The organism is Lentisphaera profundi, assembly GCF_028728065.1.
GTDB lineage: Bacteria > Verrucomicrobiota > Lentisphaeria > Lentisphaerales > Lentisphaeraceae > Lentisphaera > Lentisphaera profundi.
On sequence record NZ_CP117811.1, the window covers coordinates 913,520 to 930,758 of the forward strand.

10 protein-coding genes are annotated in these 17,239 nt (G+C 39.3%); 7 read left to right on the forward strand and 3 right to left on the reverse strand.

Translation table 11 applies throughout. The features are described 5' to 3' along the window. Window positions 1–21 precede the first annotated feature (21 nt). From murD to PQO03_RS03870, 3 genes are all read left to right on the forward strand, one after another. On the forward strand, window positions 22–1,338 hold the full coding sequence (gene murD / locus PQO03_RS03860; RefSeq protein WP_274151267.1) for a UDP-N-acetylmuramoyl-L-alanine--D-glutamate ligase: 1,317 nt from the start codon (window positions 22–24) through the stop codon (window positions 1,336–1,338). Then, window positions 1,335–2,681, forward strand: coding sequence for a muramidase family protein (locus PQO03_RS03865; protein ID WP_274151269.1), 1,347 nt, complete (start codon window positions 1,335–1,337; stop codon window positions 2,679–2,681). Before murD ends, PQO03_RS03865 begins: the two co-directional genes overlap by 4 nt. A gap of 77 nt (window positions 2,682–2,758) precedes the next feature. After that, entirely contained in the window at window positions 2,759–3,577 is an 819-nt protein-coding gene (locus tag PQO03_RS03870) for a 3-keto-disaccharide hydrolase (RefSeq protein WP_274151271.1), read from the forward strand. Between the two features lie 87 nt (window positions 3,578–3,664). Here PQO03_RS03870 and PQO03_RS03875 read toward each other — a convergent pair whose 3' ends face one another. From PQO03_RS03875 to PQO03_RS03885, 3 genes are all read right to left on the reverse strand, one after another. After that, window positions 3,665–5,635, reverse strand: coding sequence for a hypothetical protein (locus PQO03_RS03875; RefSeq protein WP_274151272.1), 1,971 nt, complete (start codon window positions 5,633–5,635; stop codon window positions 3,665–3,667). A 115-nt stretch (window positions 5,636–5,750) separates the two neighbouring features. After that, window positions 5,751–9,569, reverse strand: coding sequence for a hypothetical protein (locus PQO03_RS03880; protein ID WP_274151273.1), 3,819 nt, complete (start codon window positions 9,567–9,569; stop codon window positions 5,751–5,753). A gap of 63 nt (window positions 9,570–9,632) precedes the next feature. Beyond that, window positions 9,633–13,049, reverse strand: a complete 3,417-nt coding sequence (locus PQO03_RS03885; RefSeq protein WP_274151274.1) for a GH36-type glycosyl hydrolase domain-containing protein — start codon at window positions 13,047–13,049, stop codon at window positions 9,633–9,635. Window positions 13,050–13,313: 264 nt separating this feature from the next. Between PQO03_RS03885 and serB the strand changes: the two genes are divergently transcribed. The 4 genes from serB (at window position 13,314) to PQO03_RS03905 (ending at window position 17,218) form a co-directional block, all read left to right on the forward strand. Beyond that, complete coding sequence (serB, locus tag PQO03_RS03890) at window positions 13,314–14,201, forward strand: phosphoserine phosphatase SerB (RefSeq protein ID WP_274151276.1); 888 nt, start codon at window positions 13,314–13,316, stop codon at window positions 14,199–14,201. Window positions 14,202–14,272: 71 nt separating this feature from the next. Continuing rightward, window positions 14,273–15,388, forward strand: coding sequence for a DnaJ-like cysteine-rich domain-containing protein (locus PQO03_RS03895; protein WP_274151278.1), 1,116 nt, complete (start codon window positions 14,273–14,275; stop codon window positions 15,386–15,388). Next, a complete protein-coding gene (locus PQO03_RS03900) occupies window positions 15,385–16,362 on the forward strand; it encodes a hypothetical protein (protein WP_274151279.1) in 978 nt (325 codons plus the stop codon). The genes PQO03_RS03895 and PQO03_RS03900 overlap by 4 nt, the downstream gene beginning before the upstream one ends. Beyond that, window positions 16,352–17,218 (forward strand): EI24 domain-containing protein, encoded by an 867-nt coding sequence (locus tag PQO03_RS03905; RefSeq protein ID WP_274151281.1) that lies wholly within the window; start codon window positions 16,352–16,354, stop codon window positions 17,216–17,218. The genes PQO03_RS03900 and PQO03_RS03905 overlap by 11 nt, the downstream gene beginning before the upstream one ends. The last annotated feature ends 21 nt before the right edge of the window (window positions 17,219–17,239 follow it).

The window sequence follows — 17,239 nt, forward strand, 5'->3', positions numbered from 1 at the left end:
AACGAGCTAAAGTGGGTGTAGATGGTATCAAGGAAAACAAAAAAAAATGAAGTTCTAGTCTGTGGATTAGGTAAAAGTGGTGTGGCCACGGCAAGGCTCGCACTGGCTAAAGGGCTTAAGGTGAGTTTGTGTGATAGTGCTTCAGGAGCTTTCGATCGTAAAGAAGTCAAAGACCTGCTTAAGGCTGGAGCACAAGCTCAATTTTTACCGATTTTAGCGGAACAAAGATTCGAAGTTTGTGTGATGAGCCCGGGTGTAAATCCCCTTAATGAAATTTTTAAAGAAGCGAAAAAATATTCAGAACTAATTATGGGAGACTTAGATTTTGCGGCACAATTTATGCCCAATACTAAGTTTTTAGCCATCACGGGCACCAATGGTAAAACGACTTGTGCCGAAATGTTGGAGTATAGCTTGCTCAATTTAGGGCTAAATGCCCGTGCCTGTGGCAATATAGGTATTCCCTTAGCAGAACTAGCCTTGTTGGATAATCAACCTGAATATGCACTCATAGAAATCAGTTCTTATCAAATTGATTTGCTTTATTCTTTGGAGTTTGAGGCTGCCGTTATTTTAAATATAAGTGAGGATCACATCGATCGTTACGGAGATTTTAAAACTTATTATCAATCCAAAATGAATATTGAAAAATTCAGTAAAATTTTAATTTTACAAGAAGGCTTAAAGTCTTCAAAACAGGCTCAATACTTTTCAAATCAAAATGAAATTGCGGACTTCGCAATCATTGGTGATGATCTCTCTATTAATAAAGAGCAATATAAACTTCCTCATTTATCGTTTTATGGCGCACATAATCGGGAAAACGCTCTTGCCGCACTTGCTTTAATGAGTAATCAAAAAATCAATATTCCTGCCGCTTTGCAAGCTTTAAGTACTTTTACTTGTTCAGAGCATCGTTTAGAAGAATGTGGTCAATATTCAGAAGTCCTTTATATCAATGATTCTAAATCGACTAATCCCGCATCTTTAGCTGTCGCACTCGAGAGTTTTGCCGCTAAAAATAAGAAAATTGTTTTAATAGCTGGAGGAAGGGATAAAAATATGGATTTATCAGTTGTTAATCCACTGATTTCTAAGTATGTTAGAAAAGTTTTTTCCTATGGTGAATGTAAGAATAAATTAAAAACCCTTTGGCAGGCGTTCAGCCCAGTGAAATCATGTAGTGATTTTGACACGGCAGTTCTAGAAGCGATTAAATGCTCTACGAGGGGTGATGTTGTCTTACTTTCACCAGGGTGTTCAAGTCTGGATCTCTTTAAATCCTATGAGGAAAGAGGGAGAAAGTTTAAAAGTTTAGTTCAAAAGGTTAATGAATGAATTTTAAAAAGTTTTTTATCACAGGCGGCTCCGTATTAGGTGCTGTTATTTTAAGCGGTTGTCAATCAAGTAGCTATGGCAATAATCAGAATCCCTATCTTCTCAGGCCCCATGAAGATCTTCCTCCAGTATCTGTCAATCCCAAAGAAGCGGCACCAGAAGTAGACACTAGTCTAGTTATCGAAGAGCCTGCAGATCAAGAGACGACTGGAATTAATATTGGTGAAGCAGAAGTAGATGAGGTTATCATAGATGAGGTTATCATAGAGGATGTCCTCATCGAAGAACCACTTGTTATTGAAGAGCCCATTGAGGACAGTCCTGTAGCTCAAGATCCTGCTGAAGAACGCTTTTACTCCGTACTAAGAGGCGATAGCGTATGGAAAATCGCCACTAAATACGGTATTTCTCAGCAAGCATTGGTTAAAGAAAATAACTTAGATATCAAGAAACCACTACTTATTGGTCAAAAGCTTAAGTTACCAGCCGGTGCTTTGGTAGAAGCTGACTCTATGCTCATTGATGAGGCAAGGAAAAAGCAAGTAAAAAAGTCCTCCAAAACAGGCTCAGGCAAGACCGCGAAAGGCGGAGTCTACACCGTAGTCAAAGGCGATAATCTTTGGTCCATCCCCAAAAAGTTTGGTGTTAAGCGTAGTGAATTCATGAGTGCGAATGGTTTTAACAAAGACTCAGTTATTTACATCGGTCAAAAAGTGACTGTTCCTGGAAAGTCAGGAAACTTAAATAAATCGACTTCAAGTTCTGCTAGCCCTAAGAAAGCTCCCAGTACTTATTCAAGTGATGCAGTGGCGACAGGTGATACCTATGCCGTTCAGAAAGGCGATAATTTGTGGACTATCCCGAAGAAACTTAAAGTGAAACGCGCTGATTTCATGTCAGTGAACAACTTTGATTCTTCTACAGTTTTACAGATTGGTCAAAAAGTAAAAATTCCTGGTAAAGGTAATAATACTGTAAGTGAAACTGCAGTAGCTGCGAATACGCAAAATGAAGGCTTATTTGATGCTCCAAAAACTGAAGAGCCGGGATTAAAGGGAATTGCTGCTGAGCCTACAGCCTTTGAAGCAACAAGTCCTAATACTGAATCGACACCAGCACTTATAGCTAGTGATGATCCTACCGCTCAATCTGCGCCTGCGATTGCGCCGGCAAATTTAAGTCATAATACTTATACCTTAGAAGTAAGTGATGGAGAAACTTTAGAGAGTATCTCATTAATTTATTCCACAACGCCAGCAGAGATCATAAAGTACAATTCTTCTGTAAAATCCAATGCGGATCTAAAGCCAGGAATGAAGATAACACTTCCATTCAAAGAATAATTTTTTATTAATCTTTATAAAAGGTAAGCTTCGGCTTACCTTTTTTTTATACCCAAATACTTAACAGGATATATAACATGAAAAAATTGCTACTACTTTCTTTGTTTGCGCTGTGCGCAAATGCAGCTGATTACGAAGTTCTAGATGAGAATATTAGAAACCCCAAACAGACTGACCTTAATGGCTTTAAAAATACTCCGATGCAACCTGCGCCAAATGAAAAATGGCATGTTCATGATCCCGATAGAACTCAGCCACCAGTAGCTGAAGCTAAATACGATGGTAAAGAACTTGCTATGCCATCCGATGGAACAATGCTTTTTGATGGTTCCAACCTAGATAATTTCAAAAATAAAAAATGGAAACTTGTTGATGGCGCGATGCAGGTGGCACGCAAGGGAGGCTCCCAGGTCAGTAAAGAAAAGTATGGAGATATTCACCTTCACGTAGAATGGATGGTTCCCCAAGGAATGAAGGGTTGGCACCAACAACAAGGAAATAGTGGTGTATTCCTCATGGGACGTTACGAGGTCCAGGTACTTAATTGCTGGGCGAATAGAACTTACCCCGATGGCATGACTGGAGCTATTTATGCACAACAACCACCAAAGTTTAATGTTTGCCGTAAACCCGGTGAATGGAATTCCTATGATATTTATTTTAAAGCGCCCGTCTTCGAAGGTAAAGAGCTTAAATCACCAGCTTATATTACGGTGATTTTTAATGGTGTCAAAATTCACGATAATTATGAGATTAAAGGTTCAACTCATTATCGCAAAATTGCTTCATATAGTGCTCATGGCGCAAAAGATCATTTTAAACTTCAAAATCACGGTAACCCTAATATGTTTCGCAATATTTGGGTTGCGCCTCTAAAAATGAAATTGGGTAAATAAAATACTTAAATTTCACAAGACTTAAGTCATAAATAAAAAAACCTTTGCGGATTCCGCAAAGGTTTTTTTGTCGGCTAATGAAAGAGCTTATTGCTTGAAAGGCTGAAAAGAGAAATCTTTGATTTCGATTTTTAGTTGACCTTCTAAGGATTGGATGCTGATTTTTTCTAAATCCTGAAGGCTGGCTACAGCGGGGAGATTAACCGCAATAGTTTGATACTGATCATTCGTATTTTTTAGGCTAAGATAAATTTCGTCACTCATTTCATTAAGACCAAATCTGCTATTGGGACTACGCTGAAAAGTCAAAACAGCTTTTGTTGCACTTGCAGATTTATAGTTCAGAATAAGTTGGCCATTGCTTAAACTGGAGTTTTTATCCAAGATGAAATTAATAGACTGATTTTGTGGTGCTGAAATCATTTTGTTTTGAGCGAAAATGGCTTTTTCTCCTGGAGCATAAAGTTTAGTTAAAGCTTTGTTGAGTTGACGGTGATCGAGGTAGCGCTGCATATTTTCGGGAGCTGAATTAATCAGTCCCAAGATAAGTGCAAGGGTATGTGCCGAGGTTTGAAACTCGATGACTTTTTTCTGTGTGGTATTGTAGCCTTCCCATGGACCGTGATCAGTAAGTAAGAGTGAAATAGTTTCCCAATTGCGCTTTAAGAGTTGTTCAACTTCACGAGGACGGTACATACTGGCAACACCCAGTGAGTAAAGCGATGCAGCATCAGTAATGCGGTCTTGATCTGAGAGGCAATTTGTAGGGAGACCGATATGTCCAGTATATTCTGTTTTATTACCGGTATATGATTCGGACAGAAAGCCAGGGAGTTGATTTTGCTCAGCAAAATCAAGGTGGGCATCAACGGCGGTTTGCATAAGTGAATTCCAAGCAGGAGTTTCTTGGTCTTTCATAAAGTTAGTTAAGCCAAAAAATTGAAACGCGGAGCCATCCCAAGTAGCGAGTGAATATAAATCTTTACCAGAGCTATGTGGATAAGGCTTGATTTTGAAGGCGGCATTTGCGAGTGCCGCAATATCTAAATTATAATTGAGTACAGTGAAAGTCCATGGCCCGCGAAATTCATTAATGAAAGAATTCATGTGGGCTTCTTTGAAAACGCCATTGACGTCCCAACCCGTATAAGTATCATTAGTCGCATCCCAGCCAAAGAGGAATGATTGAGTTTTTTTATCCAGCATGAAATCATAACCTGCTGCTTGATTATCGAGAAAAACTTGTAGCTCTTGACGCATTTTAATAGCTTCAGATCTTTCTTTAATACTAGGGTGGAGTAGGGCACCAATAGCTTTTGCTACTGAGGCCGTTAGATTGACATTGTCACCAAAAATAATATTCACTACACGCTGATCAAGAATTTCCATGATGCGGTACTTATCTTGTTCATACTTGGCTAAATTATCTTTAAAATGCTCAGTTCCGTACTTTTCCGAACGGCGAATATTTGCCCATGAGCCATCTGACGAAGCTTCGAGCCAGCTGGCAGCGACAAGATCATTCCAAATAGCTTCACCATCGAGACCATCTAGTGCTTTGATGAATTTGGCTTTGCCGGCTTTTTCACCCAAAGGACCGACGCGCTTACCTGAGCCATTGCCAAGGTCTAAGAAATTCACCAGAAGGCCTTTTGCGGAAAGCGCAGGATTTTTTTGATCAGCCAAAAGGCTCGCCGTTGTTTTTTGCAGGGCTATGAGTGCTTGCTCACGACTCAAATAATCCGAATCACAATAACCAGCACTAATTGATGCGCTAAGTTCCAACCATTCGCCAATAGCGGAGAGTTGAGTAAAACTTCTTAAAAAGAGGCCTCTCTCGGGATCTTGATTCCATCCTTCAAGGGGATAACCAGAATCTTTATCAATCATAGCATTTTCAGTTTTGATAAACTTGAGAGAGTTATCTAGCAGTGCGTGGGTATGATTGTGCTTCGATGATATTTTTGGGGCATGAGTACTTGTTCTAGTTTCGGTACGAGTGTGTACACAGGAACTAGCAAGCATTAGGCAAGAGCTAAGTAAAAGGATTTTTTTCATAAATGAGATTCTGTTTTTGAGTTAAAAGAAATTTATAATTGTGGCTTGAGATAAGATTTGACTAAATTTTTCGCTTCAGCTTCATAAAAGGCACAGCCCAAAACATAGCTTAAACTTACAGTAGAGTTTTCAGTGAAAGTGAGTTCATGCAGTAATCCGCTAGCGGGATCATGATGCCATTGTCGTTGTTTGCTAGGATTTTCAAATAAGGGGGCATCGATAATTTGTGCCTAAGATATTTATCTGGCGCTGATTTTGAAGCGAGGAAACCGACCATTGAAGTTGTGGGCTGTAAGGCATAAAGTGCATTAGAACCAGGTTCTAAGAGTACTTCTTGGGATTCACGTTGCTCTGCCTGACGAAGTAAATCTTCTTTCATATTATCTAAACACCACTCAAAATACGGCATCAGTCGGAGGCTTCTGTCTTGATTTTTTAAGTTCTTGATTTTTAGATTCATAAAGCATACCGCATCTTCTTTAACGGGGATATCTAGAGTCAATTCAAAAGTAAATTCATTAGAGGATTGTGTAGCAATAATCGTTCCATTTTCTTTTTTGATTTCGGCCTTATCAAACAGTTTAAACCAGCGCTCACCTTCTTGAATTAAAAATGATGAGGCTTGTGATTTGTGATCTATGTTTTGGTGACGACTCACAGTGATGTTAGAACGAACACCATGCGTTGAGGACAAAATCTGCCCATGTGAATTCAATGAGACCTGAAATTGTTGATTAGAAATGGATTGAGCTTTTTCTGAACGTCTCTTTTTGAAACAAGAGAAAAGAAAAAGAATAACTGTCAACAAAGTAATGAGTAGAATTATTTGAGGGATTGAGATAGAGGCGGCCACAAGTGGCTGAGCTTTATCTTGAATGCCCAAAGCAGTAGTCCAGGCATAATCCCAGTCTTGGCCAGAACGAGGGATATAATAGGGGATCAAGAGTGGAGCCCAAGTCATAAAGCGTTTTACGCCCTCAGGAATGACTGAACCCGCCTTTCCTGTTTTATCTATAAAACGACTAAAGCGTGTATCTAAGTCATCCATACCAATAAAACTGAGGTTCACTAAAGTGGCAACCCGAAGGCCCATGTGATCTAACCAAATGAGGATTCTAAAACCTTCATAGGCCATGATCCACATAAAGATTTCTAGGCTCCAGCTATGAAATTGATCCGAAGACATAGTGAGGTCGGCGCCGATACAAAACAAAGTGTGAACGGCTCCATCTTGATTATACCAAGTCGCTTCGGGCATCTGACGTAGGAAAGTGAAAATAATGGGTGACATCCACAGTCCCCAACGCAAAACTCTGATGGTGCCTTCTGCTAATTCAATGGCGCCTTCTCGTGAAGCTAAACGTTTAAGGTGAATGGAGTTCTTTTTAAAGATGGCAGTTAAGAGTGATTGATTTAGGGCAAAGAGCCACGCCGCAACACCCCAGCCAATAACACCATTGAGGGCCTGATTAAACAAGAGCTTGGAGCCACCTGTATAATCACCTAAACTAATATGACCCCATTTGGAAAGCAGGTTATCGAATTGATAGGCTTGCGGAGCTATACCAAAAGTATTGTACTTATTAAAACGCTCTAGGACCACAGGAATTTGTCCCGCATCGAGATAAAAAGCGATTGCGGCACCAATAAAACCACCTTGAATTGCGGCAATAAGTGATGATTTTATACTCTCGCCACCTTTCTTGTTGAGCTTGTTTATACCTGCAAAAGCCAAGGCTCCAGCGACTAATCCAAATAAAGCTCGGATACCAGTATGCTGTTCACTGATTTGCCAATGAATGGCTAAAGCTAGGGCGATACCCACAATTAAGCCACGCATGTAAAGTGATTTATCTTTATAGGAATCTCTGCTTCTCTGCAGGAAGCTATGGCTGCCATCAAAACTTTCTATGATAGTTTTGATTAAAGGATAGAGCAGCGACAGAGAAAGACTTAATACGAGGAGAGGGGCAAAATTATAGAAATCGATAAATAACTGCCAGTGACCAAAGATATGTAAGATTTGGATAAGCAACATTAATGACCCTGCGTACATGCGACCATTGCCACGTCCTGTTGCGGCGTGGTCATGAATAGTGTGAGCCGCGGGTCCTTGTCCTTTGATGGCATCGAGTAAGACACCCGTAATCATGAAAACAAATGCCCATAACATGCCTTGGGAAAAAGCGGTCGTAATCACAGCGAAGGCAGCTTGCACGAGTCGTGGGAAATTAAGTAGGAAATCTGCAGAACCCAAATCAGCGATAAAAGGAGAGAGGCCCAAGGAGAAGCATAGGTAAATAAGTTTTTTATGAGCATTACGATCATAGATCACATGTTTATTAGTGATATAGGAAAGTGCATTTATCGTAAATTCAACAATGAAGAATACTATGCCAAAGCGTAGTAGGGCGAGGGCAATGGGATTGTAGTAGGACCAGCTTTTTAGTTTATCGGGTAAATCGCTGGCTAAACTCAGTAAGAGATCGGCATTTTGTAAGCTTAATAAGAGCGAAAAAATGATGGGTAGAGAAATAATGACTGCAGAAGAAAAACTGGAAAGGGATTTCTTAAAAGTTTTAATCAGGTATAAATGACTACAGTGATAAAGCACTAATAAAATAGCGGCCCCAAAACCTCCAATTTTAAATAAATCCGACCAAGAATTTGGCGTGTGCCAAACGGGGTTTGAGCTTATGGAAATAATAATAAAGCCAGGGAATAAAGTGTGGGTGAACGTTTCTTTGAAATTCGGAAGTCGCGATTGATAAGTGATTTTTAACAAGATTAAGATCGCTGCGTTCATAGCAAAGAGTGCAAGCATATAAGGAGCGCGTTGAAGAGCAATAAAATCAGATAAGCCATAGCCAAGAAATGCGCAAGAAATGATTAAAGCAAGAATTAAACTATGAGTAAAAACTTGTGCTCTTTGACTCAATTTTGAAAAAGGTATTTTCTTCAAGAGCTTAAACAATACTGCCATTATAAATACAAATATGAGTAGAGAAATGAATTTATTTTTTGTGGCTAAGTTTTCTGGAATCGTCAAAGCTTGAAAATGTATATCAAAGCTAAGCTCTTGGGTGATCAATTTTGAAGAAGGATTGTGTATAAGAAAGACGAGCTCATTTAACTCACCCACGTGATTCCAATCGATTAATATTTCTTCATGTGCACGACTTAGATTAAGGATTTGTGTCGTTTTACTTCCTTTGAGTTCTAAGCTAAAACTGAGTCCATCTAATTCATGGTGTTCACTACGAGTGAAACTGAGTATCTGACTTTTATTAATTGTCTGGGGGTATTGCTTTGACCAGAAACCTGCAATCGAATTAGCTGGTAGCGCGAATTGTAAACTTTGTGAATTATCGGCTGGCTCTACAGCATAGCAAGTGGCGCCATCCATAGCGAGAGCGCCAGATTCTTGAGCATTTGCCAAGCGGGTGATTACATCCCTTTGATAGGATGCTTGCTTGAGTTCTGTACTAGGCCAATTAGCTAAAGAAAAATCAAAATTAAGTTGGCCTTTACTAGTCGTTTCTGAATTGTTATAAGCGAGAAAAACAAGCTCTCGTAATTCTCCTAAAGTATCTTCATCAATGAGTATTTTTTGACTTTGGCTACTAATGGGGATGGATTGAATTCCGCGAGTGCCTTTAAGTTCAATTTTTAATTGTAAAGCATCTAAATTCTGTTTCGATTCTAAGTGAAATACTAAATAATCTTTTACGGGATTTTTGCTGAGTTTATACCAAGTGCCGATACTTGAGTGTTTAGGTAAAGTGTAATCAAGAATATGAGAATCATTACTTTGATAAGCTTGCCCTTGAGCGCCATCCATATGCAGTATGCCCGAATCCACTTGATTAAGAGCATAAGAACTAGCGGCCTGTGAAAAGACTAAGAGAAAAAGAATCTGTTTGAGTAAATGCATATAAACTTGATTGGATTAAGAGTTAATAGAGGGCCTACTTGTCGTAGACCCTCTAGGATTTATTTAGCTATAAACTTCAACGATATTGGACTCATCATTGAGTAAAGATCTGAACTTGGACCATTTAGTTTTTAATCCCCCATCACGGTAGGGATTATCGCTAGAGGTATTTAACTGAAGTTCTTGACCATTGAGTATAACTTTCTTCTCTGTGGCTTTGTTGTATTGGAAAACAACGGGCTTGCCATCAATATCGAAATTGAAGTTTAAGCCATCGAGTTCGGCAGGCAATACTGGATCAATAACAAAATCTTCGTAGAAACGACGAATGCCTAGTACGCGAGTGATCAAGAGGTTTACATAGATACCAGGGCCTGATGAATATATTCTCCATCCACCCTTAGACTTTACTTGACCTGAGCGCAGTTCTTCCACAGTATCTTGAGCTTCATAGCGATCGTTATAATCGGCATCAGAACTAGAGAAATAACAGTTGGACTGACGGATTTCGGCCGATTCAAAAGAATCTTGAATGTTGACGGGATTCACCACTTGCATAGCGGTCATCAATTCTTCGGCTTTGCCGAGCTTTGCCATGGCTTCCATGTACCGTAAATGAGCGTGGACATAGTGATTGCCAATTTCGCGACCGACAAAAGTTGCGGTTTCCGCACGTTGGAAAGATTTGGAAATGCCCCCAGTATACTGTGGTGGAGGATCCATGAGATGAACGCCATCAGCAAAAAGAAGTTTGTCGGCAATCATTTCGCTGTGATTTTCAGCTTGCTCAGGATCAAATATTTCAGAGATGATACCGCGTATAGCAGGTAAAAGTCTATACTTCACACCCGTGCTCTTATCTTGTGGGTGAAGTAGTAATTCAACATCATCAGGAGAATTAAAGAAGGCAAAACCCGCGGTGAGATCATCCTTTACGAGGTACTCATTGAAATCAATTTTCATTTGAGCGCAGATTTGAGCGAGTTCTTCGGCAAGTTCTGTTTTGCCAGCTTTCTCACAAACGACTGTGTAGCGACTGAGTGTTTGGTAAAGTAATTCTACGGTCCAAACCGAAACGAGTTTTTCGCGCATCTCTGGATTAGCAGGCTGAAGTGAATCATTCCAGTCACCATCGCCGTAACTTATGAGCTTGGTATCACCTATAAAAGACTTGCGAATATTATCGAGTTCTTTATTAATATGCTCAAAAAGAGTTTCTTCTTTATCAGTGAAGTTAAAGCCTTCAATATTAGTATAAGCAATTTTCTCATCGAGAATACTGAAGTCATTTGAGTACTCCACATAGTCGCAAAGGGCTTTTAGAGGCCATACAATGATATCACCATGAGCGTGTGCCTGTTGAATATCAAAGAATTTATCAAACATGAACCATTGTGGCCATTCGCCATTTTGCTCATACTGATGCTTGTAAACTTCGAGGATGACATCTTTTACCGCATCAGTTTTCCCAAAGGCTAAAAGGAGTTCTACGGGTCCTTGGCAAACATCTCTAGTTCCCCAGGCCGCCCCTGAATATTGCTCAAGTCCATAGGGCTTAGTGTAGTGAATCATGGCATTGTGCTGCAACCATGGGATTAGCTCGGATATTTTTTCTACAGCAGGGTTTTTATTGCCAAAGAGGCGGGCGTTATTATTGAGTTTGCTCCAATAAGCATCGGCTTCTTTGGAAAAAATACTGGTGTCAAAATCTGCCGCGGTGTATTTCTTGGCATTGGCATCGGCTTTAATGTCATCAGTAATTGTACCCGTGAGCACTATTTCAAAAGAATTTGTAGCGTCAGTCGAAATACTGGCATAGGGATAGTTTTTAAATTCGCCATCATTAAAGAGCACTTGATCACCCTTAAATTGGCTCGCGACTTGTCCATCTTTTACCGATATATCAAAACGGCTTTTTGGGTACTTATTTTTACCAAAGTAATCGTGTCCAGGAAATAAAGTGAGGCGACCTTCTGCTTGGCGTCCCACCGTTTCATTGGCGTATTCATTAACACCCATGATAATATTGTTACTTATAATGAACTCTAGGTCACGTCCGGATTCGACTTCAATATTAGTCACCACAACTGCATCGGAAATAGCAGACTGAGTTGTTACAATAATAGTTTCTTCTGCACTCTTATATATCCAGCGACAAGCATTCAAACGTATTTCGAAAGCGGATGGCATGCGCAATTGCTGCCAGTTATCATTGACTTTAACAAAAATTCGCTGACCCGAAGCGCGTTGTATATTGAGCCAACCACGAACAATGCCAATAGCTTTATTAAATGAGGTATTACCAAAAGTAACCTGTGAGTTAAAGACACCTGCCATCCAGCAAGTTGAAGCAATGGCTTCATCTGATGGGGCGAGTTCTTCGCCAGAACGGATGATGTGACCATGAGGGCGTTCGCAATGGATTTCTTTGTGTTTTAAGACAACGTGACGGCTATCCTCACCATAGAAAAAGGCGGCTTTTTTGCCATTGATATTTTCTAGATTACGGAGGTCTGAAGAAAAGTATTTTTCAATATCATCATCATTGAGATCTTCACTTGGGAAGAAATCTCCACGATCAAAAATGTTTTGATGAGAAGTACTTTTATGATCTTCTAAATGAACTTCACTTAGTTTGGCGAACTCTTCTTGTGCTGAAGTGAATAAAGCTAAATCCGCATCGGAACATATTTCTGGATGATCCACTGAAAAGGAGGCGAAGAAAGTACAACTAGCACTCGTATTGGCTTCAATAGAATAAGTTTTTGACTGTAGTCCATGAAGTGAAAATTCACCTTGTTTGCGAATGGATGCTAATTTTTTCTGACTGAGGGCGGCAGGCTGACTACTTTCTTTGTACTCGAGGCCAAAGAACTGCATACCGTCGGTAATGAAGCTTTCTGCACCATCTAAGGCACCAGACATAAGGAAAGGAAAACCGGTGTGTTGCTTAAGGTTTTGTCTTGAGCAAATTAATTGACCCGTATTTTCGTCACTGATGATGGTGTGATCTATGTATTGAGAAACATAGGCCTCGTTATTAAGTGATGCGCCTTTGGCCGCGACGCCCGCATCTTGGATATAGATGAAGTCGATATCTTTCTTTGTTGAACCGGTATTTTCTACTGTTGCGGTCCAGAACCATTGATTGCTTTGTGGCGCGAGACGGAAATCTAAGTGATACTTACAGCCCAAGGCGGAACCTGTATAGGAAATGGCATTATCACTTGTCGACTGTGCTAATAAGGCATCTTTATTGATTAAAGGCTTACTTGTGATCGTGGAACCTTCTTTTACACGGAGATAAATATTGTTAATCGATCCATCGAAAACGTTGCCCATAAATAGATTGACCATGACATCATCATTTTCAATACTATAGAAACTGCCATCTTGGAGTAAACGTAGGTGCATGCCTGTTTCATTGCGGAATTCGCTAAATCCCAAAGTGTGTTCGTAGCGATATTTGATTTCTTTCATGTGAGTGAATAGGTCCTTGTGTTTTATGTATTTACACAAACTACGAATGATTAGGGTAGGGTTTTGACATCTAAGGTCAGAATAAAGTGAAGAAAAATGTCGTGACTTTAGATAATAAGTTCATAATGCAGGGCCTTCAGGAATCTGTAAAAAAGTAAAATAGAGTGACTTACTACGTAAAATTTTAGAAAAATGTGCAAAGACACTTCACGGATGAATTAAAGGTGTTAAGCTATGAAAAATTAATTTAAAACTGAGATTTTCATGAAATACGACTTCTTTTTAATTACCCCTTTCAATGATTCAGCCTCCTCAAAATCAGCAGTAGAATATTTTTTCCAATCGAGAGAAATGGATTTTACTTTAGCGGAAGAAAAAAATAACGATATTTACAACTGCTTTATCTATCATCTCGAACTAGAAGACGAGAAAATTAAAATCCTTCAAGAGCAATTGCTTACAAAGCTCCAGGAAAATTCTAAATCGGATGGAGTTATCCTGCCGAGAGATTATTTCAAAAACCAAAGTGGCTTTATTGCTTTTGATATGGATTCAACTTTAATTGAATGCGAATGCATTGATGAACTCGCGGTAAAAGCTGGTGTTGGTGACGAAGTGAAAAAAGTTACTGCTGCTGCCATGCGTGGGGAACTCGATTTTTCAGAAAGTTTCGTGAAACGTTTAAGTCTTTTAGATGGCTTGAAACTCTCCGCCTTAGATGAATTAAAAGATGAGCTCCCGCTAATGGCAGGAATGGAAAGCTTGGTGACAAAACTTGTGGCAAGTCCTTGGAAAACGGCTGTTTTTTCTGGTGGCTTCACTTATTTTGCGGATTCTTTACAAGAGCGTTTTGGTTTTGATTATGTACGAGCCAATGTCTTAGAGTGTGGCCCAGAAGCTCTCACAGGTAAGCACATTGGTGGCATTGTCGATAGCCAAGTCAAAAAAGAAAGTTTGCTCGAGCTTGCAGCTAAAGAAAATATTGATCCTGCTTTTACTGTAGCAGTGGGCGATGGCGCCAATGACTTACCCATGATTCATACTTCAGGTCAAGGTTTTGCCTTCCATGCAAAACCTATAGTTTGCGCGGAAGCTCCAAATGCTGTGAAAAATTGTGACCTTTCTGCCTTGGAGTTCATTTTAAATCTCTAAATGATTTTGCACTAACGAACAATAAAGTTTAGCGTGTAGCGTTATGAAAAATAAAACTTTCTAGGAAACCTATGCGCGTACTTTTACTTCTCCTTGTTTCACTCACAGTTATTTCTCAAGAAGATTTAAGTCATTATAAAAAAGCAATGACTTTTAAATCATCGTGGACTCTCTATAAAAATGCTCCTGATAACTATGCCTCATACAAAGCCTTTTCAAAAAGTATTGAAGACTTAGAAGCATCTGAAATAAAAGCTGCTGCTTATGCTTATTCTATACTCGGTGCCTACTTCCAAAACAAAGTTGAATACGGGGCTATTACTCATCAGAAACTGAGTGACTTGAGTCAGGAAATTGGTGATGATAAATGGCAAGGATTCTGTCGCGTCGAGCAATTTGGCGATGAGTGTTCTGTTTGTGAAGGCTCATCAGAAAAGAAACGAGCCTGTAAAAAATGCAATGGCACAAAAACCTGTCGAAATGGTGAGTGTCGTAAGGGGCAGATTATTAGCCTAGAAAAAATAGATGGCAAATTTGAGGAAGTGAGTACGGATTGCTCCATTTGTGAAGCTTCGGGTTTTTGCCAAGCATGTGGGGGTAGTGGGGTATATAAGATCCCATGTAATATTTGCCGTGGTTTTGGTTACTTGCTCAATAAAATGAAAGTGAGAGAGAAGTTTAAAGATGGTTTAGTCGATATGGATGCCCTCGTAGCGAATCACATTCTTGAAGGTTTTTCCCAAGATCAGTTAGCCAAAGGCAAAATCAAACGCGGTGATCGTTGGTACACGCTGGAAGAAATTAATAAAATGGATAAGAGCTCGCAACTTAAAGCTGAACGAAGCATGCTGGAGCAGCGTAAGCGCGAGCAAAATCAACGCACTGGTGAACTTCGTGCGAAAAGAGATAAAAAATTTAACTCCCTCGAAAATGATTCGATCCTAGAACCTGAAAAAGCTAAAAAAATAATTGAGAATGATTTTTCTGACGAGGCCGATCCAGTTAAAATCAATTTGCTCAATATTTATCTTAAACAGGCAAACCTAATTATTAAGGCTACGGAGTCAGAAAATAAAGGGCTTGAATTAGAAGCCATTAAATTATTAAAAGAAGCTCAAAAAATCCGCGATCACGAAGTTTTACGGAGCAGAATAAGAAAACTTAAATTGGAGAATTTGGGACTATGAAAAATTTAAATACCCTGAATTTTTATACGCGGAATATAAAAGTTCTAAGTTCACTCATGTTCTTATTTGGACTGATTCTCTCTGGTCTCGAAATCGCCAATTATATCAGTAAACTTAAAGCGAGTGCTTATGCAACGAGTCATCAATTAGGTAATGAAAGCGAAAAACTTCATACAGAGCTAAAAGCTGTAGAGCATAATATAAGTGGAATTTTAAAACAGTTTGGAGAAGAACAAGTCAGCTTTCGAAAAGTAAATCTCTATAAATCATATAGGAACTTAAACGAATTAGAAGGCTTAAATAAAGAACTTAAGAAAATTGATAAAGATCTCCTTAAGTATAAAGATCTTTTTATCTCGGCATTAAATAAAGATTTGGAAGAAATACTTTCACGTATAGAAAAACTTATTGTGACTTACAAAGACGAAGGACTTATTGAAGATAAGCCGGGGGTGATCATTGATAAAGATTTTCAGCCTGTTTATGGCCCCAAAGCTTTAGAGAAGCTTAGTCAAACTCGTGCAAATATCGATACAGCTTATACTTATGTTGAAGAGCTTGCCGCTCAAATGGATATCCAAGAGAACCGGGCCTTGGCGGAATCTTACATGGCTAAGTTAGCGGTTTTAAAAAATTTCGTAGGCTCCCACGAGAAGTCAGTGGATGAAAAAGAAGAAAACATGAATATCAAAGTTCTACAAGTTAGAAATGATCTCTTGCAGATGAAAAACGAATTGCGCTTGAGCTTAAGTAGTCACTGGGTGATAGAGGATCAACAAGAGAAATTAAAAGAACTCCTGAGCTTAGAACTTAATAAAGCTGAACAATCCAAGAAAGAGCTCAAGAATTTGAGCTTTCGTTACTTAAAAGGGGTGCTAATGTTGCTCGCTTTAAGTTTCATTTTACCTTTTATAATGATGCTTATAGCAGATTATATGAGACTAAAAATTGGAGAGAGCTCGAATGGAGCATGATGGGCAAGCCCAAGTACTGACACAACAAGAAATTATTCTATCGGCTTTAGATAGAGTTATTAAAAGAGAAAGCAGCCTCAGTTTATTGAAGGGGGGCTTAAAGTTATTTTCTCGCGATAAACAATTATTTGCCAAATACGCATTTGGTGTGACGATTTGTTTATTCGCCTCCGTATCCTTAGCATTTGCTTTTTACTTTGCCTTTCAATTCTTTGGCAAAGAATCATTAGAAGCCATGGTCCAGGGACAAATTAATTGGCCTAAATGGTTGTCCTGGCTCAGTACCCCAGAGCAATGGATACGTGATTTTGGTGAACTCATAATCCTCGCTATTACTTATTTGCTCATCGTTTATTTTTCTGTACGCCTAGCTTTTTTATTCATGATTTACTGGACGGATGAAATGGTGGCCTCGGTGATGAAAATTAGTCGAAATCGACCGCCAACGCCCTTTAGTTTTAAATGGTTGTTTCGCCTATTAAAAACAGGTATGCGCTTAACTTTGAGAACTCTTGGTGTGGGCTTACTCTTCTTTTGTTTAAGTTGGATTCCCTTTATTGGTTACCCGATATTTTTATTGGGTGTGGCTTGGAGTTCGGGTAAGGATATTATGGCAACAGTCGTGATGGTTTACGCAGAGGAAGAAATAGAAGTACCTAAACTCTGTGAAATGCGCTTCAAAGATTCAGCCCGACTAGGCTGGTTATTTTGCCTGGTCTATTCAATTCCACTCATAGGCATACTCTTTATGCCTTTGCTATATATGCTACAGGTTTGCGCCTTTACTTTTGCAGTGGAATGTGAGATGCGTTCTATTGCAGGTGTTAATGATGAGGGGCAAAAACTCTTGAAGTAAACAAGATACTTTAAGGATACA

Coding starts and splice junctions, on each gene's coding strand:
- murD (WP_274151267.1), top strand. CDS start 22: ATGGTATCAAGGAAAACAAAAAAAAATGAAGTTCTAGTCTGTGGATTA.
- PQO03_RS03895 (WP_274151278.1), top strand. CDS start 14,273: ATGCGCGTACTTTTACTTCTCCTTGTTTCACTCACAGTTATTTCTCAA.
- PQO03_RS03885 (WP_274151274.1), bottom strand. CDS start 13,049: ATGAAAGAAATCAAATATCGCTACGAACACACTTTGGGATTTAGCGAA.
- PQO03_RS03875 (WP_274151272.1), bottom strand. CDS start 5,635: ATGAAAAAAATCCTTTTACTTAGCTCTTGCCTAATGCTTGCTAGTTCC.
- PQO03_RS03870 (WP_274151271.1), top strand. CDS start 2,759: ATGAAAAAATTGCTACTACTTTCTTTGTTTGCGCTGTGCGCAAATGCA.
- PQO03_RS03900 (WP_274151279.1), top strand. CDS start 15,385: ATGAAAAATTTAAATACCCTGAATTTTTATACGCGGAATATAAAAGTT.
- PQO03_RS03880 (WP_274151273.1), bottom strand. CDS start 9,569: ATGCATTTACTCAAACAGATTCTTTTTCTCTTAGTCTTTTCACAGGCC.
- PQO03_RS03905 (WP_274151281.1), top strand. CDS start 16,352: ATGGAGCATGATGGGCAAGCCCAAGTACTGACACAACAAGAAATTATT.
- PQO03_RS03865 (WP_274151269.1), top strand. CDS start 1,335: ATGAATTTTAAAAAGTTTTTTATCACAGGCGGCTCCGTATTAGGTGCT.
- serB (WP_274151276.1), top strand. CDS start 13,314: ATGAAATACGACTTCTTTTTAATTACCCCTTTCAATGATTCAGCCTCC.